At 51.8% G+C, this 22,570-nt stretch carries 19 protein-coding genes and 2 pseudogenes; 11 read left to right on the top strand and 10 right to left on the bottom strand.

Annotated elements, in window-relative coordinates:
• Positions 1-23 precede the first annotated feature (23 nt).
• Positions 24-1,565: a transcriptional regulator TyrR gene (tyrR, locus tag ACW9E7_RS10440; protein WP_458727742.1), complete on the top strand. Its 1,542-nt coding sequence runs from the start codon at positions 24-26 to the stop codon at positions 1,563-1,565.
• A 37-nt stretch (positions 1,566-1,602) separates the two neighbouring features.
• Here tyrR and ACW9E7_RS10435 read toward each other — a convergent pair whose 3' ends face one another.
• Both ACW9E7_RS10435 and tpx read right to left on the bottom strand, forming a co-directional pair.
• Entirely contained in the window at positions 1,603-2,811 is a 1,209-nt protein-coding gene (locus ACW9E7_RS10435) for an aldose 1-epimerase family protein (RefSeq protein ID WP_133294546.1), read from the bottom strand.
• A 275-nt stretch (positions 2,812-3,086) separates the two neighbouring features.
• On the bottom strand, positions 3,087-3,593 hold the full coding sequence (gene tpx, locus ACW9E7_RS10430) for a thiol peroxidase (protein ID WP_023335907.1): 507 nt from the start codon (positions 3,591-3,593) through the stop codon (positions 3,087-3,089).
• Positions 3,594-3,700: 107 nt separating this feature from the next.
• Between tpx and ycjG the strand changes: the two genes are divergently transcribed.
• Positions 3,701-4,666 carry an L-Ala-D/L-Glu epimerase gene (gene ycjG, locus ACW9E7_RS10425; protein WP_458727741.1) on the top strand — a complete coding sequence of 322 codons (966 nt, stop codon included), beginning with the start codon at positions 3,701-3,703 and terminating at the stop codon, positions 4,664-4,666.
• Here the strand turns inward: ycjG and mpaA are convergent.
• A complete protein-coding gene (gene mpaA, locus ACW9E7_RS10420) occupies positions 4,657-5,370 on the bottom strand; it encodes a murein tripeptide amidase MpaA (protein ID WP_214575916.1) in 714 nt (237 codons plus the stop codon). The two genes, ycjG and mpaA, sit on opposite strands and share 10 nt — an antisense overlap.
• Before the next feature lie 185 nt (positions 5,371-5,555).
• Here mpaA and ACW9E7_RS10415 point away from each other — a divergent pair, with 185 nt between their 5' ends.
• Both ACW9E7_RS10415 and ACW9E7_RS10410 read left to right on the top strand, forming a co-directional pair.
• Positions 5,556-7,172: a peptide ABC transporter substrate-binding protein gene (locus tag ACW9E7_RS10415; protein ID WP_458727740.1), complete on the top strand. Its 1,617-nt coding sequence runs from the start codon at positions 5,556-5,558 to the stop codon at positions 7,170-7,172.
• Positions 7,173-7,292: 120 nt separating this feature from the next.
• Positions 7,293-8,048 carry a hypothetical protein gene (locus tag ACW9E7_RS10410; RefSeq protein WP_133294543.1) on the top strand — a complete coding sequence of 252 codons (756 nt, stop codon included), beginning with the start codon at positions 7,293-7,295 and terminating at the stop codon, positions 8,046-8,048.
• A gap of 98 nt (positions 8,049-8,146) precedes the next feature.
• On the opposite strand, the pseudogene ACW9E7_RS10405 reads toward ACW9E7_RS10410, so the two are convergent.
• From ACW9E7_RS10405 to ACW9E7_RS10390, 4 genes and pseudogenes are all read right to left on the bottom strand, one after another.
• Positions 8,147-8,709, bottom strand: a pseudogene (locus ACW9E7_RS10405) (DJ-1/PfpI family protein).
• Positions 8,710-8,926: 217 nt separating this feature from the next.
• Positions 8,927-9,067: an Ecr family regulatory small membrane protein gene (locus tag ACW9E7_RS10400; protein ID WP_143345725.1), complete on the bottom strand. Its 141-nt coding sequence runs from the start codon at positions 9,065-9,067 to the stop codon at positions 8,927-8,929.
• Positions 9,068-9,141: 74 nt separating this feature from the next.
• On the bottom strand, positions 9,142-10,374 hold the full coding sequence (locus ACW9E7_RS10395; RefSeq protein ID WP_115875325.1) for a sensor domain-containing diguanylate cyclase: 1,233 nt from the start codon (positions 10,372-10,374) through the stop codon (positions 9,142-9,144).
• A 92-nt stretch (positions 10,375-10,466) separates the two neighbouring features.
• Positions 10,467-12,596, bottom strand: coding sequence for a putative bifunctional diguanylate cyclase/phosphodiesterase (locus ACW9E7_RS10390; protein ID WP_458727739.1), 2,130 nt, complete (start codon positions 12,594-12,596; stop codon positions 10,467-10,469).
• A gap of 457 nt (positions 12,597-13,053) precedes the next feature.
• Here ACW9E7_RS10390 and ACW9E7_RS10385 point away from each other — a divergent pair, with 457 nt between their 5' ends.
• The 4 genes from ACW9E7_RS10385 (at position 13,054) to dbpA (ending at position 17,191) form a co-directional block, all read left to right on the top strand.
• Entirely contained in the window at positions 13,054-14,196 is a 1,143-nt protein-coding gene (locus ACW9E7_RS10385) for a methyl-accepting chemotaxis protein (protein WP_458727738.1), read from the top strand.
• Positions 14,197-14,350: 154 nt separating this feature from the next.
• On the top strand, positions 14,351-15,334 hold the full coding sequence (gene zntB / locus ACW9E7_RS10380; RefSeq protein ID WP_111965070.1) for a zinc transporter ZntB: 984 nt from the start codon (positions 14,351-14,353) through the stop codon (positions 15,332-15,334).
• Between the two features lie 273 nt (positions 15,335-15,607).
• Entirely contained in the window at positions 15,608-15,790 is a 183-nt protein-coding gene (gene ynaL / locus ACW9E7_RS10375) for a proline-rich small protein YnaL (protein WP_115875320.1), read from the top strand.
• 27 nt (positions 15,791-15,817) lie between these two features.
• Positions 15,818-17,191, top strand: coding sequence for an ATP-dependent RNA helicase DbpA (gene dbpA / locus ACW9E7_RS10370; protein ID WP_458727737.1), 1,374 nt, complete (start codon positions 15,818-15,820; stop codon positions 17,189-17,191).
• A gap of 42 nt (positions 17,192-17,233) precedes the next feature.
• Here dbpA and ttcA read toward each other — a convergent pair whose 3' ends face one another.
• The 3 genes and pseudogenes from ttcA to ACW9E7_RS10355 all read right to left on the bottom strand — a co-directional run bounded on the left by ttcA (position 17,234) and on the right by ACW9E7_RS10355 (position 18,853).
• On the bottom strand, positions 17,234-18,169 hold the full coding sequence (ttcA, locus tag ACW9E7_RS10365) for a tRNA 2-thiocytidine(32) synthetase TtcA (RefSeq protein WP_249576967.1): 936 nt from the start codon (positions 18,167-18,169) through the stop codon (positions 17,234-17,236).
• A 35-nt stretch (positions 18,170-18,204) separates the two neighbouring features.
• A pseudogene (locus tag ACW9E7_RS10360) lies at positions 18,205-18,355 on the bottom strand (site-specific integrase); the annotation flags it as partial.
• Positions 18,356-18,442: 87 nt separating this feature from the next.
• The gene (locus ACW9E7_RS10355) at positions 18,443-18,853 is read right to left on the bottom strand and encodes an ASCH domain-containing protein (RefSeq protein ID WP_458727736.1); all 411 of its coding nucleotides are present in this window, start codon (positions 18,851-18,853) and stop codon (positions 18,443-18,445) included.
• Between the two features lie 680 nt (positions 18,854-19,533).
• Here ACW9E7_RS10355 and ACW9E7_RS10350 point away from each other — a divergent pair.
• The 3 genes from ACW9E7_RS10350 (at position 19,534) to ACW9E7_RS10340 (ending at position 22,430) form a co-directional block, all read left to right on the top strand.
• Positions 19,534-21,057, top strand: coding sequence for an EAL domain-containing protein (locus ACW9E7_RS10350; protein WP_115875312.1), 1,524 nt, complete (start codon positions 19,534-19,536; stop codon positions 21,055-21,057).
• A gap of 475 nt (positions 21,058-21,532) precedes the next feature.
• Positions 21,533-21,880: a DUF1294 domain-containing protein gene (locus tag ACW9E7_RS10345; protein ID WP_127731102.1), complete on the top strand. Its 348-nt coding sequence runs from the start codon at positions 21,533-21,535 to the stop codon at positions 21,878-21,880.
• Between the two features lie 100 nt (positions 21,881-21,980).
• Positions 21,981-22,430, top strand: a complete 450-nt coding sequence (locus ACW9E7_RS10340) for a hypothetical protein (protein ID WP_115875309.1) — start codon at positions 21,981-21,983, stop codon at positions 22,428-22,430.
• Positions 22,431-22,570 lie beyond the last annotated feature (140 nt).

The raw sequence follows: 22,570 nt of genomic DNA, 5'->3' as shown, positions 1-22,570 counted from the left end.
TGGCTTAAAACGGTGAATTTCCCATGCGTCTTGAAGTCTTCTGTGAAGACCGTCTCGGTCTGACCCGCGAATTACTCGATCTTCTTGTTTTACGTAGCATTGATTTACGTGGCATTGAGATCGATCCTGTCGGGCGAATTTACCTCAATTTTGCCGAAATTGAATTTAATACATTCAGCAGCCTGATGGCGGAAATCCGCCGTATCGCTGGCGTTACGGATGTACGCACCATTCCCTGGATGCCTTCTGAACGTGAGCACCTGGCGCTGAGCGCGCTGCTGGAGGCCATGCCTGAACCGTTCCTCTCCCTGGATTTGAAAAGCAAAGTTGAGCGCGTTAACCACGCGAGCAGCCAGCTTTTCGCGCAGAGCCAGGAGAAGCTCAGCAATCATAACGCCGCGCAGCTGATCCCCGGCTTTAACTTCCAGCGCTGGCTGGACAGCAATCCGCAGAACACGCTTAGCGAGCATGTGGTGATTAACGGGCAGAATTTCCTGATGGAGATCACGCCGGTCTATCTGAAAGGGGAAGGGAACACTCGCATGCTCACCGGGGCGGTGATCATGCTGCGCTCGACGCTACGCATGGGTCGCCAGCTGCAAAACCTCTCCAGTCAGGACGTTGGCGCGTTCAGCCAGATTATTGCCGTCAGCCCGAAAATGCGCCATGTGGTTGATCAGGCGCGTAAGCTCGCAAGCCTGACCGCGCCGCTGCTGATAACCGGGGACACCGGCACAGGGAAAGACCTGCTGGCTCACGCGGTGCATCTGGCGAGCCCGCGTGCGGCTAAGCCTTATCTGGCACTTAACTGCGCCTCTATTCCGGAAGATGCCGTTGAAAGCGAGCTGTTTGGTCACGCGCCGGAAGGTAAGAAAGGGTTCTTCGAGCAGGCTAACGGCGGCTCCGTGCTGCTGGACGAAATTGGCGAAATGTCGCCACGTATGCAGGCTAAGCTGCTGCGCTTCCTGAACGACGGAACCTTCCGCCGCGTCGGTGAGGATCACGAAGTGCATGTGGACGTGCGCGTCATTTGCGCCACCCAGAAAAACCTGGTTGAACTGGTGCAAAAGGGGATCTTCCGCGAGGATCTCTATTACCGCCTCAACGTCCTGACGCTGAACATTCCGCCGCTGCGCGATTGTCCGCAGGACATCATGCCGCTAACGGAGCTGTTCGTCGCCCGCTTTGCCGACGAGCAGGGTGTGCCGCGTCCGAAGCTGTCAGCCGATCTTGGCACGGTGCTCATGCGCTACGGCTGGCCGGGCAATATTCGTCAGCTCAAAAACGCCGTTTATCGCGCCCTGACCCAGCTTGAAGGGTATGAACTGCGCCCGCAGGATATCCTGTTGCCGGATTACGACGCCGGAACGGTATCGGTAGGGGAAGAGGCGATGGAAGGTTCGCTGGATGATATTACCAGCCGTTTTGAACGCTCAGTGCTGACGCAGCTGTACCGCAGCTATCCCAGCACCCGCAAGCTGGCAAAACGCCTTGGTGTCTCGCACACCGCGATCGCGAACAAGCTGCGTGAGTACGGTTTGAATCATAAGAAAGGTGACGAATAACAAAAAAGCCTCTGCAAAGAGGCTTTTTACTTTACGTTTATTCCTTCGCCATCGGCGTGTTAACGATTTCTGTTTTTGTCTCGCCCTGAATCGACACAATCCTGCTTTCAACCTCTTTCACCTGCTGCGGGCTGTGGAGCAGGGTATAGGTCAGATCAAACTGCGCGCTGGCACCGGGCTGCAGCTGCTTAACCCGCTTCTGCTCACGTTCGATCGTGACGGGGTAGGCGTAGCTGGTGCCCGGTTCTATGCCCGTGACGTAGCCCTGCTTCAGCGTGTCGGTGTTCTTCCATAAGGTCAGCACGGGCAGCTGGCGGGTATCAAACTGGATTGACGCGCCTTTATCTCCGGCTTTATTGACCACCGCCGCAAGCGTTTCGTGGTTATTGTCTGCCAGCGGTTTAATATTAAAGACCATCTCATCAAAGCCTTTTGTCGGCCCGGCGTAGGTTTGCCAGTCGTTTACGCCCGCTTTGGCGTAGTCATTGAATGGGCTCACGCTCGCCGCCGGCGCAAGGAAACGGGCACCTTCTTCGAGGATCGGCGTGCCGAAGTTGCTGTGATAGATGATTTGGTAATCATGAGGGTAATCCGCATGGTTGGTCAGAACATCATGCAGGCTGAACTGGTTGGTTCCGGGAACGTAGCGCAGTTCGGTCATGGTTTGCAGATCCGATTTTTTAAACGTGCTCTCTTTGATCAAACCGCGAACGCGGATCTCATGCGGGGCGGCATCCGCGATTTCAACCTCGACCTGCGAAACAGGGGTATTACCGGCCCTGCCGTGCAGGGTGTAAATTTGCCCGTCCGCGGTGACCGGGTGCCCGGTCCACTCATAGCCACAGCGCACCATCATTTCGTTGAAACCATCCAGCCAGCCGAGACCGTTGCGGCTTTCAAGATTGATATAAGCCGGGTTAACAACCTCTTTAACGGGCGAATTCCACCCCAGTCGGGTGCCAAAGCCTTCTACATGCAGAAGGTTCATCCCGCGGGTCGGGCTCAGGGTAATTGTCAGGCCATCTTTGCTGCTAATTATGATGACTTTGCTGCCTTCCTGTTTACCACCGTGTAAGACTTTTTGCTCAATGCTGAACGTCCGATCTTTAACTTTCAGCTCATCACTGGAAATCTTCCAGTTTCCTTTCTCTACGCTGCTTTCAGCGCTTGTCAGCACCCAGGTTTTAGCCGCTGCATGGCCAGAAATCAGTACCGCAAGGAGCGTAAAAGCGAATTTAATCTTCATATATTATCCTTTTTGCTGAAACGATTATTTTCTTTCGTAAGCAAATCTAATGTTTAGGCAGAAAGGGAAATGTGATGTGCTTCACTGGGGATGAAAATAGGGAAATTTAACGATTATTATGCGTTCTTGATCACGCTTATGTTACATGTTCTCTAAGTTATTGCATGATTAATGTGATTTTTGTGCATTTATGATTTAACGATTCAGCTTTAGCGCAATAAAAAACCCCGCCGCGGCGAGGTTGAGAATAAGTTGTATAGAATGCTAAGTACTTATTATGCTTTCAGCACGTCCAGCGCGGCAGTGTAATCCGGCTCGGTGGTAATTTCGTTAACCAGTTCGCTGAAGACAACGGTGTCGTTTTCATCCAGAACCAGTACGGCACGTGCTGCCAGACCTTTCAGTGGGCCTTCCGCGATGCTGACGCCGTATTTCTCGAGGAAATCTGCGCTGCGCAGGGTGGAGAGGGTAATAACGTTGCTCAGGCCTTCAGCACCGCAGAAACGGGACTGGGCAAACGGCAGGTCAGCGGAAATGCACAGCACAACGGTGTTGTCCATTTCAGTCGCCAGCTGGTTGAATTTACGCACGGACGCGGCACAAACGCCGGTATCAATGCTTGGGAAAATGTTCAGTACTTTGCGTTTACCCGCAAACTGAGCCAGTGTGACGTCAGACAGATCTTTAGCCACCAGAGTAAAAGCCTGCGCTTTGCTGCCAGCCTGCGGAATGGAACCTGCAACAGCAACCGGGTTGCCCTGGAAATGAACGAGTTGTGACATAGATATCTTCCTGTTTACATATAGTTAACGTCGGGGCTAGTGTATGCCATCAGCGGATAACACGGCAAACCAAATTTTTCGCCTTTCCGGGCCGCAAGGAGTCAGTGATGAGAAGCGTTAAGGTCTATGAAGAAGCCTGGCCATTGCATACCCCGTTTGTGATCTCCCGCGGCAGTCGTAGTGAAGCCAGCGTGGTCGTAGTCGAAATCGAAGAAGAGGGGTTTAAAGGCGTTGGGGAATGTACGCCTTACCCTCGCTACGGAGAAAGTGTCGCGTCGGTGATGGCGCAGATCATGACCCTTGTGCCTGACCTGCAAAAAGGTCTCCCGCGTGAGTCGTTACAGCAGCGTTTGCCCGCCGGGGCGGCGCGTAACGCTATCGACTGTGCGCTCTGGAGCCTTGAAGCCGCTCAGCAGCAAAAATCGCTGACGTCCTTGCTGGGTGTGGTGCTGCCTGAGTCCGTCGTGACGGCGCAAACGGTCGTGATTGGTGAGCCGGAGCAGATGGCCGCCAGCGCAAAAGCGCTCTATGACGCCGGGGCCACGCTGTTAAAAGTGAAGCTCGACGATCGCCTGATCAGCGAGCGGATGGTTGCCATTCGCTCGGCGGTTCCCTCGGCCACGCTGATTGTTGACGCCAACGAGTCGTGGCATCCCGAGGGGCTTGCCGCCCGATGCCAGCTGCTGGCTGACCTGGGCGTGGCGATGCTGGAGCAGCCTCTGCCAGCGAAGGATGATGCGGCGCTGAAGAATTTTATCCATCCGCTGCCCGTCTGTGCGGATGAAAGCTGTCATACCCGCGAGAATTTGAGCGCGCTTAAGGGCTGCTATGAGATGGTCAATATCAAGCTCGACAAGACCGGCGGGCTGACAGAGGCGCTGGCCCTGGCGGCGGAAGCGCAGGCGCAGGGCTTTTCCCTGATGCTGGGATGCATGCTCTGCACATCACGGGCGATCGGCGCGGCGCTGCCGCTGGTCAATCAGGTCCGTTTCGCCGATCTGGACGGCCCGACGTGGCTGGCGGTTGACGTTTCACCGGCGCTTAATTTTACCAGCGGCGTGCTTCATCTCTGAGGCTGCCAGCGCAGAAGCTCCATCATCGCGTTTAAGTATTTTTCGCTGGCTTCGTCGGAGGAAATCGGCGGGAATTCAGCGGTGATGCAGGGCAGGCTCAAATCGGCGCACCAGCTACCGAACGATCCGGGTGTTTCATAGCCCACGCTGGTGACAAGCGGCAGGGCGAAAGCCTGCGCCAGCCACGCGCCCAGGTCGGAATGACGCGGATCTTCAATGCAGGCCAGCGGATCGTGGAAGGAGACAACCCAGGCGGGGTGGATCTTATGGATAAGCTGGCACAGCGCCTGCGTTTCCGGCTCGGAGCCGGGCTTGTCTCCCGTCAGCAGCACCACGTCCCGCTCCTCGGCGGAGCTGTTCCAGCGATAAACCGTTTCGCCGGCGCGCCAGTTTGCCGCCGGGAAATTACGGTTCAGGTCAACGCCCCTCGCATTCGCCCGTAATCCAAGCTGACAGCCGTCCGGATTGACGGCAAGAATCACGTGGTGACGTCGCAATGAAGGCGTCAGCGTCCGCAGCGCGCAGGAAAGCGTGACGATGGACGAGTTCTCATCTCCGTGCGTGCCGGCAATGATCAAACCGCTGTTGCGATCGGCATCGGGCGCCGGGAACCAGATCAGCGATGCGCCTAAAAATGAGCGGCCATATTGCTCAGCGCCCGGCGGAAAGGCCCCGCGCTCCGCTCGTGGTCGGGTGATTGCCATACGAAATCCTGATAAAGAAGTCTCTACTGGCAGTGTTGTGCAAAACCCGCTGTTAATCAAATAGTTTCCGTAACGCTTGAGAATTGCCTCAAATCACTATTCAGGCGTAAGGTATTTGCATTTCTCTGTTTCGAAACAAATAATTACGCATCTGCTTGTTACCTGAATTCATTAAAGGGGATCTTATGAAGCATCCTGTTTTGCGTCTTTGCGCTGCACTGTACCTGTGCGGACTCTCTACACTCTCGTACGCTGCTGATGTGCCCCAGGGCACGGTACTGGCGCAAAAACAGGAGCTGGTCAGGCATATTAAAGACGAACCCGCTTCGCTCGATCCGGCAAAAGCGGTGGGATTACCCGAGATTCAGGTGATTCGCGATCTTTTCGAAGGGCTGGTGAATCAGAACGAGAAAGGGGAGCTGACCCCGGGCGTGGCGACGCGCTGGCAGAGCAACGATAACCGTATCTGGACGTTTACCCTGCGCGATAACGCGAAATGGTCTGACGGTACGCCCGTCACCGCGCAGGATTTTGTCTACAGCTGGCAGCGTCTGGTTGACCCGAAAACCACGTCTCCGTTTGCCTGGTTTGCGGCGCTGGCAGGCATAAACAACGCGCAGGCCATTATCGATGGCAAAGCGGCGCCAGATACCCTGGGCGTGACGGCGGTGGATGCCAGAACCTTACGCGTCCAGCTGGACAAACCGCTCCCGTGGTTTAGCAACCTGACGGCGAACTTTGCCTTCTATCCGGTGCAAAAAGCGAACGTTGAAAGCGGCAAAGAGTGGACGCGTCCGGGCGCCCTGGTGGGTAACGGCGCGTACGTCCTGAACGACCGCGTGGTGAATGAAAAACTGGTTGTCGTGCCGAATACGCACTACTGGGACAACGCGAAAACTGTTCTGCAAAAAGTGACCTTCATTCCGATTAACCAGGAATCGTCCGCCACTAAGCGCTATCTGGCGGGGGATATTGATATCACCGAATCGTTCCCGAAAAACATGTATCAGAAGCTCCTGAAGGACATTCCGGGACAGGTGTATACGCCGCCTCAGCTCGGGACCTATTACTATGCGTTTAACACGCAAAAGGGCCCGACGGCCGATGCCCGGGTGCGTCTTGCGCTGAGCATGACTATCGATCGCCGCATTATGGCAGAGAAGGTGTTAGGTACCGGCGAGAAGCCGGCCTGGCATTTCACCCCTGACGTGACGGCGGGTTTCACCCCTGACCCTTCACCGTTCGAGCAGATGTCGCAGCAGGAGCTGAACGCTCAGGCGAAAACCTTGCTCCAGGCCGCAGGCTACGGTCCTCAGCGTCCGCTGAAGCTGAACCTGCTGTACAACACGTCGGAAAACCACCAGAAGATCGCCATTGCGGTGGCGTCCATGTGGAAGAAAAATCTTGGTGTGGATGTCAAACTGCAAAACCAGGAGTGGAAAACCTATATCGACAGCCGCAACACCGGCAATTTTGATGTGATCCGCGCGTCATGGGTAGGTGATTACAACGAGCCTTCGACCTTCCTGTCCCTGCTGACCTCAACCCACAGCGGCAATATCTCGCGTTATAACGATCCGGCTTACGATAAAATTATTCACCAGGCGACGCTGGAAACCACGGCGAAAGCGCGTAATACGGACTACAACATGGCGGAGAAAATCCTTATGGAGAAAGCACCTATCGCGCCAATTTATCAGTACACCAACGGTCGCCTGATTAAGCCCTGGGTTAAAGGATATCCGATTAATAACCCGGAAGACGTGGCGTATAGCCGGACCATGTATATTGAGAAGCACTGACGAGCCCGGATTATGCGGTAACTGTCGTTAATGAGAGTACATTAAGAACTGGCGCATTTAGCGCCAGTTTCTTTATTCCAGAAAAGATGTCTGTTTCACATATAATCGCAGGGATAAATTATGACGGAAGAAAAGAAAGATAAACCCTCTTTTCCGGCAGGCTTAGGCATTATGGATAAAATCTGGGAATGGCAGTGGATTATACGCTTTATTTATATTGTCCTTTTCGCCGATCTGGCGCTGCTGGCTTACAGCGGACAGGGGATTTTGACCTGGCCCATACAGGCCATTAGCTGGACCGAACACCTTGGTTTCTTCTGCGTCGCGCTGGCGGCTCTGGGGCTGATAGCCACAACCCTCATGCCCTTTGTCGCCAGTCTCTTCAGGCAAGTGCTGAATGAGATCATATACAGCAGCATCTTTCCGGATATTCTTCGCCCGCAGAGCGATTACGAGAGATACCCGGGTAAGGTACCCTCAAGAGAAGTCCTTGATTTAGCACTGGAAGAGAATAATCAGTTTTTACTTAATTACTATGAAAAACATGATTCCGCCTGGCGCAGTAAATTCACTGAAAGATTCAAAGTTGGCGATTTACTTTTTGGTATCCTGTTTTTTATGATACTTGATTACCATCCGCACTGGTTCAGTCACGCTCAGCATTCCTTAGCCAGCGATCTTTTTAATCTGGGTGGTGATGAGGGTTTTGTTATATTTTATATCGTCCTTATCATTGTATTTAGCGCCCTGATGAATGTCTGGTTCGGCAAATGGGACTGGGGAAATATTTATTATCCACCGCTGTATCGTAAAAAAGAAGAAGCTCGAAGAAAGGAGCGAGAGAGAGAAGCGCAATGGCGTCGCCAGAATGAGTAAATAATTCCCTGCTAACCAGTGCTCCATACATACTATTTTTTTGGCTTTGTCTGAGATATCGCTCCCGCCCATGCGGAGCTGGCGGGAGCAGAGGTGGGCTATTCTAACAACTCACTAAACTTCGCCAGCCACTGCGGATGCGCAGGCCAGGCGGGAGCCGTCACCAGGTTGCCGTCTACATGGGCCTGATCGATGCCGATAGTGGCGTAGTGTCCACCCGCGAGACGTACTTTAGTGCGCAGGCCGGGTAGGCGCTACAGGTTCGTCCTTTCAGAATGCCCGCGGCAGCAAGCAGCTGCGGGCCGTGGCACACCGCAGCAATCGGCTTACGCGCGGCGTCAAATGCCTGTACCAGCTTTAACACGTCCTCATTTAGCCGCAGATACTCGGGGGCTCTCCCGCCGGGGATGAGCAGCGCGTCGTAATCCTGCTCCTTTACGGTTGAAAAATCGGCGTTGAGGGTAAAGCGGTGACCGGGTTTTTCGCTGTAGGTCTGGGCACCGTCAAAATCATGGATTGCCGTCATGATGTAGTCGCCTTTCGGTTTGTCGGGGCAGACCGCATCAACCTGATGGCCAATCATCTGCAAAGCCTGAAAAGGCACCATGGTTTCGTAATCTTCGGCGTAATCGCCAACCAGCATCAGGATCTTCTTGCTCATCATTCCTCACCTTTTTCAATAAAGATGATTAAGATATAGCCTGGCATGGCTGAATTGCCGGAAATAAAAAAGCCCGTCAGAGCACGGGCAACATAAGCAAATGAATAAATGATTCGTTATCAACGTTGTTGGAGGATAACGCCGTATATTTTACGCGGCAGTAAGACAAGCAGATACCTGACATATTCGGTAGGTGAAACAAGCGATTAAACGTGCGTTACAGTGCGTCGAAGGTCGGGTAAAGGCTATTTTCAAGGAATTCTACGAGATACCAGATCTCACCGCTAAAAATAAACCAGAAGCCAAATATAATAAGGAGCAAAATAATAAAGGTGAGTATTATTTCAGTTTTTCCCATTGCTGCTTTTACCCACCTGAAGCTAATTGATTCGAGGTGGGCATTGTAGCGGGGCTTTTCCGGATACTCCAGTTTCATGCAGCAAGGACTTTATTGCGTCCGTCATTTTTAGCGCGATACAGGGCATCGTCCACACGCTTAAACAGCTCGTCAATACTCTCTCCCTGATTGTGCCGCGCCACCCCAATGCTGACGGTAAACCGCGGCAAGCCCGGAATCGTGATGCGTGCAACGGCTGCACGGATTAACTCGGCAATCTGCAGGGCGGTATCGAGAGAGGTACGCGGCAGCAGGATAACGAACTCTTCGCCACCCCAGCGGAACACCATGTCGCCCTCCCGACTACAGGCTTCCAGCGTTCGGGAAAGGGCGATTAGAACCTCATCGCCTTTCAGATGACCGAACAGGTCATTAATGTTTTTGAAATGGTCGGTATCCACCAGCAGCAGGCTAAATTGCTGCTGCGCAGGAAGTTTATTCCGGTTGCTTTGATCGGTAATTGCGTAGAACTGGCGCCGGTTGAGTAGTCCCGTCATGGAGTCACGTAACGCGGCATGTTCCAGCTCCTGCTCCAGCCTTTTTTGCTCGGTGATATCGTGGATGATGCACAGCATCAGCTTGTCGCCGTAAATCTCAATGGGCCCGGCATACGTCTGAACGTGGCGGGTGGTTCCATCGGCAAGGCGGTGAATAAAATTGAGCGGCTTATGACCACCGGGCAGCGCGGCAATCGCAGTCATAATGGGCATCACATCTCGCCCCAGCGTATTGATTTCCCAGGTATGCTTACTGCACATGTCATCATGTGAGTAACCATAAAAATTGAGTGCGGCCAGATTTGCATCGACAATTTGCCCGTCGCGGGCCGGATCGATTAACAGCATCGGGGCGCTGTTGGTCAGAAAAAAGCGCGCATAGAAACCCTGTTTTTTCCGTCGATAGGTGGCGGAACGGCTTGCCTTCAATCCTGAGAGCATTTGTTGGGAGATGCCTTCGAAAACAATCACATCTCCCCAGGGAGCGTAGTGGGCGAGCGAGAGCCGACAGCTTAACGGCGTGTCCTGTCCATCCCGGCTAGCCGTCCAGATTTCGACGATCTCCTGCTCTGTTTTCAGTTCAGGTACATACATCGTCAGGAGGGTTTGCGCCCTGGCAGAATAGATCCCTTTGCGAAGGTCCTCGAGGGTTTTATCCCCCATGAGCTGCCTTGCTGCCACATTCGCAAAAATGATCTTTTCCGACACGGGTGAAACGAGCCACACGGGTGTTTTAATTACATTCAACGCATCAAAACAAGGTTGCGACATAGGCGTTTCCTGTTCATCGACAACATGTGCCTGACAATCATGCCAGAATTGACTCGCGTGTACTCCTTTGAAACATACTCCACTTAACCCCGTCAGGCATGATTTTTTTGTGAAATAAATGCGGGGTCCGTTTGAATTTTATTAATGGGGATAATCTGTTTGTCTGAGTTTATCTGCAGCAGTAGCCACGGTACCTGTTCGGCAGGTAAGGGCCGGGAGAAAAGATACCCCTGCAGGTAATCGCAGCCGAGACGGGTGAGGACCGCCTGCTGTTCTTCCGTCTCGATCCCTTCTGCCACCACATTCATCTCCATGGTCCGGGCGATACTGATTATGGTCTCGACCAGCTTGTAGCTTTTTTCATTTCCCAGCATCGATGTGACAAAGCTTCTGTCGATCTTGAGTTCTTTTGCGGGAAGCACGCTAAGCATCAGCAGGTTGGAATAGCCCGTACCAAAATCATCAATCGAGACGACGATCCCCGCATGATTAAACGCGTTAAGCAACTCAATGCTGCGGTCGAGATTTTTAAGCGCGGTGCTTTCCGTTACCTCCAGGATCAGTCGGGACGGAGGCAGGTTATATTTTTCCAGCATCGACGAGATGATCTGGAAAATGTCTGGCTGTTCGAACTGAACGGGGGATAGGTTGAGCGACAACGTCCACTGGCTGAACCCTTGTTCAGTCCAGAAATGAAGCTGTCGACAGGCGGCTTCAATGGCCCAGTTACCTACCGGAATAATTAAGCCTGTTTGTTCCAGCGAGGGGATAAACAGATTGGGCAATACAACGCCTTGCTCTGGATGTCGCCAGCGCAGAAGGGCTTCAAAACCATGAATTGTTTTCTCTCCCGCATGCCAGGTTGGCTGATACCAGAGTTCAAACTGATCCCGTTCAAGCGCCTGCGAGAGTTCCTGCAGAAAGCCGGGTTTCGCCGGGATCGCTGTTGACATCTCGGCCCGGTAAATCGCCCAGCCGTTACGGCCATCTTCCTTGACGCGGTGTAAAGCTGCATCCGCCTTGAGTTTCAGCTCATGCAGCGTTTCGCCATCCTGAGGATAGAGGCTGACGCCCGCGCTGATGGTCGTGCTTAACGTATGCCCGCATATCGACAGAGGGCGTCGTACATCTTCGAGCAACGCGGTGAGCAGGGCGCTGAGCTTGTCGTCATCACATTCAGGCACCAGCAGGATAAAGGCGTCACCTCCCAGTCTTGCCAGGGTCATCTCACGCGTGAGCCTTGCCGTGATGCGCTGCGCGACAGCGATCAATAACTCATCACCGACGCTGTGACCCCACGTATCGTTAACGCGTTTGAAGTGATCGACGTTCAGGAAAATAACCGCAAATGGCTTCTTGCTCAGCAGCGCGCTGCGCAGACAATCCTGCATGCGGAGATCCATCTGGTGGCGGTTTGCGAGCCCGGTGAGTGCGTCAAAACGCGCCTGCAGCTCTAGCTGACGGTTGAGCTGCTGCAGATTATCCGTCAGCCGGCTGGTGCGCCGGTGAGAATCGATAAGTGAAATGATTAACATCACGCCGAGCAGGCAGAGCGTGGTGACTGAAACCCAGATGGATAAACCCAGCTCGCCGATCCCTCCGGGGACGGCATGCGCCATTTCCTGAAATTGCGCGGCGCTCATGCCGGTATAATGCATCGCACAAATCGCGGCAGCCATAACGAAGGCCGCGATAATTCGATCGATAAAGACGCCTTTATGTTTATCGCGCAGTCGGAAAGCCAGCCACAGCGCCGTACCTGAGGCAACAACGGCAATGACCACGGATAACCCCACAATGCGTCGATCCCAGATGATGCTGCCATCCAGCATCAGGGCTGCCATACCGATATAGTGCATAGACACCACGCCAGCGCTCAGGAGCGTCGTGGCAAAGATCAGTCGAAAAGGGGAAAGTTTTTTACCCGTGACGGCAATATTAAGCGCCGTTGTCGACGCAATCACCGCGACGCCCAGTGACGCAAGGGTTAACCAGAGGTCGTAGCTCATCATCATGGGCATTTGCATCGACAGCATGCCGATAAAGTGCATCGACCAGATGCCAATACCCAGCGTGACCCCACCGGCAATCCGCCAGAAGAGTGCAGCCTTTCGGCTGGAGAGAGGGATCTTTCCGGCGCTGTCCAGCGCCACAAATGAGGCAATAAACGCCACCAGATAAGAGATAGCGATTAACACAGGGTCCCACGATATATTGAGCATTATGCAATCCCACGCCTGAGAGGGTTACCGATTTCGCCTGCCGGGTACATCTTTATCGGGCAACGAACATGCGCATTCAAACCATATTAGTTATTTATCGTGAATAATGACCAGTCATATTAATACTCTAAAACTCATCAAGAATATAAAATATATTCTTTTTGTTAATGTATTAAGCATTGCTAAACAAGAACGAATAACAGTAGCAAAGCTCCTTAAATATGAGTGCGATCGTATCGTCTCACCGCGGGCGATACTATCGCTTAAGATGGCTGGAAACCAGTATTGCAGCATGCTGAGTAGAACATTTTTGCTAATATGCTCTTTTAATCTGACTTAAGGTAAATCTCAGGATGCTAACGGCGAAACAAAAAACAAGCGTTGTTTGCGATGAAAAACTTCTGGGCCAATGCTATAAGTCTAAGTGCCGACTTAAATATAAAACGTGGGTATTATCATGCTAAAAAATATTAGTGTCAGGACCTTTATTATCGGGTTCCTTTTATCTCTTTTTTTGGTAAGTGCAGGTGTCGTTGTTCTATTTTCCAGCAATCCCTCTCTCTTTATTTCGCTTAATGCCATCAATTTCGTTGCACTATTTTTGCTCTGGGTCTACATGACGAAGTATCTTGTGACGCCGATCAATACGGTGAAGAAAAGTATTGAAGAGGTGACAGCAGGCAACCTTGGTGTATCTATCCCTGAATTTGGCAATAACTGTGCGGGCCGACTCATCCCCGGGATCAATAGCCTTTCCGGTAATATTGCGACGCTTGTACGTGAGATCAGGGCGTCATCGCAAACCGCCATGACCTTATCGGATCAACTCTCGCAACGTAGCGCTCAGCTTTCGGTGAAAACCGAGCAGCAGTCTGCATCATTAGTGCAAACCGCAGCCAGCATGGAGCAAATGGCCGCGAGCACCAAAAACAATGCCGATAACACGCGTCTGGCGAGCGAGCAGGCAAATGTGGCGACGCTGCAGGCGCGCAAAGGCGGTGAGCTGATGGGACAGGTCGCCAGCAATATGCAGTCCATTACCGAATGTGCGCAGCAGATGACGGAGATTATTTCGCTCATTGACGGCATTGCGTTCCAGACGAATATTCTTGCGCTCAACGCGGCCGTTGAGGCGGCAAGGGCGGGCGATCATGGCAAGGGTTTTTCTGTGGTTGCGGAAGAGGTAAGAAACCTGGCACACCGCAGCGCAGAGGCCGCGAAGAATATCAAAACGCTGATTGAAGTCACCAGCAGTAACGTCACGCAGGGAGCCAGCGTTGTGTCACAGGCAGAGAAAAATATGCATGAAATCGTAACGGGTTCAGGGAATGTCAGCCGCTTAATGGACGAAATTTCCGCGTCGACGTCAGAGCAGGAGAAAGGCATTTCTCAGATTACCCTGGCGCTATCGGAGCTGGAGCGGGTCACGCAAAGTAATGTGTCAATGGCAGAGGAACTCAACGGCTCCTCTGATGTACTGCGTAATCAGGTGATTGAGCTGCAGGCCAGAACGCGCAATTTCAGACTTGACCAGAACTCTTCTTCCTCATTACCTGGCGGCTCGCCATCCTTCCTCCACCGGCCAGAACACTCTCTCTGATTCAACCTCAAAGCCTGGCGTGCCAGGCTTTTTTTTGCCTCTTGCCAGCATGTTCATTTCCTGAGCGATTTCAGCGCGATGGAAAACATAGTTGTTGATTAAGCCCTGATGGAGGCTAGACTGACACCGATAGAGCTAAAAAGGCGGAGGCGCTGTGGAAAGCATTAAAGGATCTGAACTTAACGTTCCTGACGCAGTTTTTGCGTGGGTGCTGGATGGTCGCGGCGGTGCGCGACCGCTGGAAGATAATGATGCGATCGATAGCGCGCATCCCTGCTGGCTACATCTGAACTACACCCATACGGACAGCGCTGACTGGCTGGCCTCGACTCCGCTCTTGCCTAATAACGTGCGCGATGCGCTGGCGGGTGAAAGCCTGCGGCCCCGCGTGAGCCGAATGGGTGACGGGACGCTGATCACCCTACGCTGCATTAACGGCAGCACGGATGAACGCCCGGATCAGCTGGTTGCGATGCGTGTCTACATGGACGATGGGCTGATTGTGTCCACCCGGCAGCGAAAAGTTCTGGCGCTGGATGACATCGTCAACGATCTGAAAGAGGGCACCGGGCCAACCGACTGCGGCAGCTGGCTGGTGGACGTGTGCGACGCGCTTACCGATCACGCGAGCGAGTTCATCGAAGAGCTGCACGACAAAATCATCGACCTGGAAGATAACCTTCTCGATCAGCAGATCCCGCCGCGCGGTTTTCTGGCCTTGCTGCGTAAGCAGCTGATTGTGATGCGCCGCTATATGACGCCGCAGCGCGACGTTTATGCGCGCCTTGCCAGCGAAAGGCTCGCCTGGATGAATGACGATCAGCGACGCAGAATGCAGGATATTGCCGACAGGCTGGGCCGCGGGCTGGATGAAATAGATTCCTGTATTGCCAGAACGGCGGTGATGGCGGACGAAATCGCGCAGGTAATGCAGGAATCTCTGGCGAGAAGAACCTATACGATGTCCCTGATGGCGATGGTGTTTTTACCGAGCACGTTTCTGACCGGGTTGTTTGGCGTCAACCTGGGCGGTATTCCGGGGGGCGCTTATCGCTACGGCTTTACGGCCTTTTGCGTGATGTTAGTTGTTTTGATTGGGGGTGTTGCATGGTGGTTGCATCGTAGTAAATGGCTGTAAATTTACGCTTTTTTCCTCTTTTTCCGGGATTAAAACGCTCTTTTAATTGAGCGAAGTCAATAAACATCTACCCCGTAAGGTGCAATATTACTCCCGCAGGTGAATGCAACGTCAAGCGATGGGCGTTGCGCTCCATATTGTCTTACTTCCTTTTTTGAATTACTGCATAGCACAATTGATTCGTACGACGCCGACTTCATAGTCGGCTTTTTTTTGCCTCCTGATTCTCAGCGTCTACCCTAAAAGGGATGACAGCCAATTCTGGAGGGAATGATGAGCATCCTTTACGCTCTGCTACTGCAACATTCACGTCAATCCGATCCCATCCCTACCGATCCGGTGCCCATGCCCGATCCCATACCGCGTCCGCAGCCAATGCCCGACCCGCCGCCCGATGAAGAACCGATTAAATTGTCGCATCGGACCGCGAGATCTGCGAGGATACGCGCCATCTGACCGCTAAGATCACCACGAGAGACAATTGTGACCGCTTTTTCTACCCTGAATGTTCTGCCCGACGCCCAACTCGCTAACCTCAACGAGTTGGGATATCTCACGATGACGCCTGTTCAGGCGGCCGCGTTGCCCGCCATCCTCGAGGGCCGTGACGTGCGCGTACAGGCGAAAACGGGCAGCGGGAAAACGGCGGCATTTGGCCTTGGCCTGTTGCAGCATATCGATGCGGCGCTTTTTCAGACCCAGTCTCTGGTACTGTGCCCGACCCGCGAACTGGCAGACCAGGTCGCGGGTGAACTGCGTCGCCTGGCGCGTTTCCTGCCCAACACCAAGATTTTAACCCTCTGTGGCGGACAGCCGTTCGGCGCCCAGCGTGATTCACTCCAGCATGCGCCGCACATTATTGTCGCCACGCCCGGACGCCTGCTGGATCACCTGCAAAAAGGCACCGTCTCGCTGGATGCGTTACAAACGCTGGTCATGGATGAGGCCGATCGGATGCTGGATATGGGCTTCAGCGATGCGATTGACGAGGTGATCCGTTTCGCACCGTCCGATCGTCAGACGCTGCTGTTCTCTGCGACCTGGCCCGAAGCCATCGCCGCCATCAGTGGTCGCGTGCAGAAAAATCCACTCACCATTGAAATCGACAGCGTTGATGCGCTGCCCGCCATCGAGCAGCAGTTCTTTGAAACCTCTCAGCAGGGTAAAATCCCGCTCCTGCAGAAATTGCTGAGCCAGCATCAGCCTGCATCCTGCGTGGTGTTCTGTAATACCAAAAAAGACTGTCAGGCGGTCTGTGATGCTCTGAATGCCGCCGGTCAGAGCGCATTGTCGCTGCATGGCGATCTGGAACAGCGCGATCGCGATCAGACGCTGGTTCGTTTCGCTAACGGCAGCGCCCGAGTTCTTGTCGCAACCGACGTCGCTGCACGCGGTCTGGATATCAAATCGCTTGAGCTGGTGGTGAACTTTGAGCTGGCATGGGATCCTGAAGTACACGTGCACCGTATTGGCCGTACCGCGCGCGCGGGAAACAGCGGACTGGCCATCAGCTTCTGCGCACCTGAAGAGGCGCAGCGCGCCAATATTCTTTCTGAGATGCTGCAGATTAAGCTGAACTGGGTGAATGCACCGGCCGGCGTTAGCCTTGTGCCGCTGGAGGCTGAAATGGCGACGCTGTGCATTGATGGCGGTAAAAAAGCTAAGATGCGTCCAGGTGACGTATTAGGCGCGCTGACCGGGGATGTGGGGCTGGACGGGGCGGATATCGGTAAGATTGCGGTCCATCCGGCGCATGTCTATGTCGCGGTTCGCCAGAAGGTTGCTCATAAGGCATGGAAGCAGCTGCAAAACGGGAAAATTAAGGGTAAAACCTGTCGCGTACGTCTGCTGAAATAAAGAATGAAGCGTCTCAGACGGTTTTTCTGAGACGCTAATCGTTTACTTCACTTCAAGCACGTTCAGACGCAGCTCTTCAAACTGATTGTCATCTTCTTCCGGCTGCCAGCCCGCTGGCTGCATGGGAATATCTTCCCGATCGAACGCCAGGTCCCCGCCGTTCACAACTTCTGACTCGTGGTTGATGCCTTTAAAGTCGAACAGCTCCACATCCGCGAGATGGGAAGGGACGACATTCTGCATCGCGCTGAACATGGTTTCGATACGACCCGGATAACGCTTATCCCAGTCGCGCAGCATGTCGCCAATTACCTGACGCTGCAGGTTCGGCTGAGAGCCGCACAGGTTACATGGAATGATCGGGAACGCTTTCGCCTGAGAAAAACGCTCAATGTCTTTTTCGCGGCAGTAGGCGAGAGGGCGGATCACAATGTGCTTGCCGTCATCGCTCATCAGCTTAGGCGGCATGCCTTTCATCTTGCCGCCGTAGAACATGTTCAGGAACAGCGTTTGCAGGATATCGTCGCGGTGATGGCCCAGCGCAATTTTGGTCGCGCCCAGCTCCGTCGCGGTACGATACAGAATGCCGCGGCGCAGGCGAGAGCAGAGTGAGCAGGTGGTTTTCCCCTCCGGGATTTTCTCTTTCACAATGCCGTAGGTATTCTCTTCGACGATTTTGTACTCAACGCCCAGCTTTTCGAGGTATTCCGGCAGAATGTGCTCCGGGAAACCCGGCTGTTTCTGGTCAAGGTTGACCGCCACCAGGGAAAAATTCACTGGCGCACTTTGCTGGAGATTACGCAGGATCTCCAGCATGGTATAGCTGTCTTTACCCCCTGACAGGCAAACCATGATGCGGTCGCCTTCTTCAATCATGTTGAAGTCTGCAATGGCTTCGCCCACGTTACGGCGCAGTCGCTTTTGCAGTTTGTTGAGGTTGTATTGCTCTTTTTTGTTAATCTCTTGATTCTCTTGCATTGAGTACTACCTTCGGAGCCAGCAGGGGCAAACATTGTATGCCGCGTATGGTACGGATTCCGGCGACGAATACCAGCACGTTTTACAGCTCATTAAATCCGGAGCCGATACGCGAAAAGCGTAGCAGGCTTTCTGTGTGCCCCTGTGCATTCTGGGCATAAAAACAAATCGCAGGTTTTGATGCTCCCATGAGGACCAGCGCGAGGAGAACTTACGTTGTCTTTTACCGGAACGAATACAGCGAAGCTACCATCCTGGCCACTTAATCTCCGCTTACAGCACATCAACCAATTCAAATTCTTCTGCGATCAGTTCCATATCTTCAGAAAAATGGCCTTCGCGGACGAAAAATCGCTGATGCTCTTTCTGCCAGTATTCAAGGCTTAAATCACCTTCACCCTCTTTGCGAGCGAATTCTTCAGTAACATCGCAAAAACGCACCAGCCGCTGTGAAACCAGCCTGATCACACAGACCGGGACGTTTTGTCCATCAAGGATTATGTTGTAGCTCCCCACCCTCGGTGCAGACAGATCCTGCGAGTACGAGGCAAAAGATCCGCAGGTGGCCGTTTTGATTCCTTTTTTAATCAGGTCCGCAAGCTTGCTCGCCAGTTCCGGGCTGTCACCCATTTGCCAGGCCGCTGCGCCTGGGTACTTCGTTTTTAATACCTCAACCTTAACCATTCAAATTCCTTCTAAACACTTGACCAAAAGAAACGAAGTAGCGTTTTTAGCATAAGCCCCCTCGATATTAGAAGCGTAGTCGGCTTTCCTTCCACCTTTTTGCTCTGGTGAGTACGAAAACAAAGCGTTGCGCGTATTGCCCGACTAAATATAACCTTATGGGGTTATCTGTATGGTGAATCTGCTGTCTTCAGCCAGGCGCGTGGCTTTGTATATCATTAACGTGTCACCAGGATGCAATCAGCACCATGCTTTTTCTTATAACTTTATCCCATTGGAAGGGGGCACGTGTTCAAATTTAATTCATTACTACTGGCGGTTTTGCTGTTATCAGGCTGTAGTTCCGATCTTGTTCTCAATCCACCTACGCAACCCGAATACAAGTCAATGCCAGAAATTACGCAGTCTGTGACGCCAACGCAACAGCGTGCCATCATGGCTGGCGAGCGACCTGACTGGTCAGAAAGAACCCCGATCAATACAATAAAGCGGTACTAATAAACACTTATCCACCAGGGCTGCCGTTCGGCGGCCTTTTGTTTCCACTCCATCTGGCTTGCGAGAAAATTTCTGACGCCTGATATGGTATTTATTTCTTTATCAACCATGCTTAAGACGAAGATAATTCAATCACTTCAGGATCGCTGAAGCGGCAACTTTACTCAAATCGAGAACCCTAAATGCGCCATGCATCTATTCCCTTAGCTGCAGCCACGACAATGTTTTTGCTCGGCGTTTTTATCATCAATTTACAGGTTTGGTATTCTGCACGTGCTGACAGCCTGGCAGAGGCGCGCTACGTCGTACGGAACATGAACGTTATTCTTAAAGAAGCCCGTCATGCGACTCAGATGGCAATGCAACTTGCCGAGAATGAGTGTGATGCAGAAGGGCAATATCGGCTGGGTACCGAGGCAGCATTACAGCCTCACCTGAGAACGATCATTATTCTGAAAAATAACGCGGTCTGGTGCTCCTCATTACCGGGAAACCGCGTATTGTTGGTCAATAGCTCAGTGCTGCCTGAGTCATCATTGCTCCTGGTTCCTTCGGGGAGTACCGTCAACGGTCTTCCGGTTCTCTTATACCAGACAACCCACGCCGGAAGCCGAATCATCGTTAGTATCAGTGATAGCCATATCCGGGATGCGCTGGATATGCCATTAAACGGCGTTGAATATTCTCTAAGAGTAGGCAATACCCTTTTAGGCCTGACAGGCGATGTGACTACGGTAGACCATACGAAGAAAGAGGTATTAACGGTCAAGGCCTCAGCTTTTCCTTTCTCGGTACAATTTAATTCTCCACCTCTTTTTAGTCTTAAGAGATTACTCAATCGAGCCGGAGGCGTAGTGTTATTCCTGCTGATAATATCGTCTCTTTCTGCTTATATTCTTCAGCGATATCTTTCTAAGGATGTTTCACCGGAAGAGTCACTGCGTACCGCCATATACAGAAATGAAATTATTCCGTATTACCAGCCCGTAGTCAGCGGCAAAGAGGGGGCGCTACGAGGTGTGGAAGTGCTGGCCAGATGGAAGCATCCACAGTCAGGGTTTATTTCTCCGGCTTCATTTATTCCTCTCGCGGAGAAATCAGGCTTAATCATTCCCTTAACTCAGAGCTTAATGCGTCAGGTTGCATCGCATATGAATTCGATCTCTACGTTGCTGCCAGAAGGGTTCCACGTCGGTATTAACTTCAGCGCGTCCCATATCGTTGCGTCCACCTTCGTTGAAGAGTGTCTCCATTACAAGCAAAGCTTTACTCGACAGGATCTTAACCTGGTCATTGAGGTGACCGAGCGTGAACCTCTCGATATCGATGACCATCTCGTTAAGACCCTCAATGCGCTACATGAGATTGGATTTGCCATTGCTCTTGATGATTTTGGTACGGGGTATTCTGGTCTGTCCTACCTGCAGGATCTGCATATCGATTACATTAAAATCGACCAAAGCTTTGTTGCCAGGGTTAATGCCAGTGAGGACTCAACCGTTATACTGGATTCGGTACTGGAACTGGCAAAAAAATTATCAATCAGTATTGTGGCGGAAGGTGTTGAAACACAAGAGCAACTTGATTATCTCACCCATAACCACATCAAGTTCTTACAAGGTTTCTTCTTCTACAAACCCACGCCGTTTAAGGAACTGGTAAAAGTCCTTCTGTCGAAACCAAAAGTGAAGATAATGGTGGAATGAGGTTTATCACATCGGAAAAATGGGGGGACATCACCCCCCTAAAGGAATGCAGATATTATTTTTTAACTACGGTGATATTTTGTTATTCATTGACCATCTGGTCAAATTAATTGTGTTCAACTGTAATGCTAAACGCTGGGCATGACACGACGCGGCTAAAAATTATCTGCTTGTTTTATAAATTGATCTCCATCAATATTTCTTACCCGTCTGTTTACACAGCCACTGCATTCGTTTTTATTTTGTTAAAGGGATGCACGCACAATGTGTTTTTGCAGTGAGCCGTTTCAGAATATTTTTTTAAGAAAAATATGTAAACTGCACGATTATAATGAAAGGATGCTTTACTGATTAATGCAGTTTAAATGTTAATCAGTAAAGCGCCAGGCATTCACCCTGTTTTAAAGAAGTAAACTTTACCTGTTTTGGGTATCATATGCCGTCGAAAACCGTTTAACAGCCTGTGACCAGAACAATGACTCTCAATCGCTTTTGCTATGTACTACTGATTTTCGCTGCTATTGCTAGCCTGTTGACTCCGAATCCGTTGGTAATCTGGTTTCTGCTGATCAATCTGCTGACAATAGTCATGTATGGCGCCGATAAAATGGCGGCGCGGAAGGGGATGCGCAGGGTGCCGGAAGCTACTTTGCTGGTATTTGGCGTAACAGGTGGCTGGCCTGGCGCCATTGTGGGGCAACAGCTCTTTCGCCATAAAACCCAAAAGCAGCCTTTCAAAACGTACTTTTTCATCAGCGTCGTGGTCAGCATCGCCATGATGGCGGTGGTTTACCATTTATCTTCTTATTCTTCTTTGTATTAATCCCTCCGTTACTGCCAATAGTAGTAGGGCTTTTCTTAAGGGGTTGCTGTTTTTTGCACAATCTGAATAATACGTGCAACAACACGGACGACAACATCCCATGAAAATAGAATCTCTTATACTGGCAGTGCTGGTGGTCTTTTCTGCGCCTTCCTGGTCTGCTTTTCAGGAGCGGGAATATAATACCTGGTATATGAAAAATGCCGTCCTTTATGATATGACACAGACCTCGGAAGGTTTCCCGGTCATGGTGAGTGTTTCTCAGCCAGGGAGGAAATCCGCTAACTTGCTGGTGTCATTTATTACTGAAGGCCGTTGTGGTGAAAACAACCAGTCGCTAAATGTTAATGGTAAGGAGCTGCCCGCAAAATATTATTGTGTTGAGGTAGGGCAAAATAGAATTGAACATTTTTCTGTGGTTGATGCGGACAGCGTCAATGGAATGGTGACGCATTTAAAATCAGATTTCACTATTCTGTTGCAAAACAATATCAAGGTTTGGGCTGCAAATATCAAAACGCCAAAGTATGGGCTGACGCCGAGATTCTAAACAGAGAATGCCTGTGTTGTCACAGGATTTTTTGGATGTAAGACAATCATTTATAAAGTAATAGTTTCTGCGCATTACTAATCAAAATGAAGAGTAAGTGGCCCTGTTTTTTTACGTGTTTAAATGTACTGTATGCAAAC

Source organism: Enterobacter sp. H2G27, assembly GCF_054403075.1.
The sequence above is the reverse complement of the archived record's forward strand: the minus strand, read 5'-3'. Positions and strand labels throughout refer to the sequence as shown.

Coding starts and splice junctions, on each gene's coding strand:
- tyrR (WP_458727742.1), top strand. CDS start 24: ATGCGTCTTGAAGTCTTCTGTGAAGACCGTCTCGGTCTGACCCGCGAA.
- ACW9E7_RS10435 (WP_133294546.1), bottom strand. CDS start 2,811: ATGAAGATTAAATTCGCTTTTACGCTCCTTGCGGTACTGATTTCTGGC.
- tpx (WP_023335907.1), bottom strand. CDS start 3,593: ATGTCACAACTCGTTCATTTCCAGGGCAACCCGGTTGCTGTTGCAGGT.
- ycjG (WP_458727741.1), top strand. CDS start 3,701: ATGAGAAGCGTTAAGGTCTATGAAGAAGCCTGGCCATTGCATACCCCG.
- mpaA (WP_214575916.1), bottom strand. CDS start 5,370: ATGGCAATCACCCGACCACGAGCGGAGCGCGGGGCCTTTCCGCCGGGC.
- ACW9E7_RS10415 (WP_458727740.1), top strand. CDS start 5,556: ATGAAGCATCCTGTTTTGCGTCTTTGCGCTGCACTGTACCTGTGCGGA.
- ACW9E7_RS10410 (WP_133294543.1), top strand. CDS start 7,293: ATGACGGAAGAAAAGAAAGATAAACCCTCTTTTCCGGCAGGCTTAGGC.
- ACW9E7_RS10400 (WP_143345725.1), bottom strand. CDS start 9,067: ATGGGAAAAACTGAAATAATACTCACCTTTATTATTTTGCTCCTTATT.
- ACW9E7_RS10395 (WP_115875325.1), bottom strand. CDS start 10,374: ATGTCGCAACCTTGTTTTGATGCGTTGAATGTAATTAAAACACCCGTG.
- ACW9E7_RS10390 (WP_458727739.1), bottom strand. CDS start 12,596: ATGCTCAATATATCGTGGGACCCTGTGTTAATCGCTATCTCTTATCTG.
- ACW9E7_RS10385 (WP_458727738.1), top strand. CDS start 13,054: ATGCTAAAAAATATTAGTGTCAGGACCTTTATTATCGGGTTCCTTTTA.
- ynaL (WP_115875320.1), top strand. CDS start 15,608: ATGAGCATCCTTTACGCTCTGCTACTGCAACATTCACGTCAATCCGAT.
- ttcA (WP_249576967.1), bottom strand. CDS start 18,169: ATGCAAGAGAATCAAGAGATTAACAAAAAAGAGCAATACAACCTCAAC.
- ACW9E7_RS10355 (WP_458727736.1), bottom strand. CDS start 18,853: ATGGTTAAGGTTGAGGTATTAAAAACGAAGTACCCAGGCGCAGCGGCC.
- ACW9E7_RS10350 (WP_115875312.1), top strand. CDS start 19,534: ATGCGCCATGCATCTATTCCCTTAGCTGCAGCCACGACAATGTTTTTG.
- ACW9E7_RS10345 (WP_127731102.1), top strand. CDS start 21,533: ATGACTCTCAATCGCTTTTGCTATGTACTACTGATTTTCGCTGCTATT.
- ACW9E7_RS10340 (WP_115875309.1), top strand. CDS start 21,981: ATGAAAATAGAATCTCTTATACTGGCAGTGCTGGTGGTCTTTTCTGCG.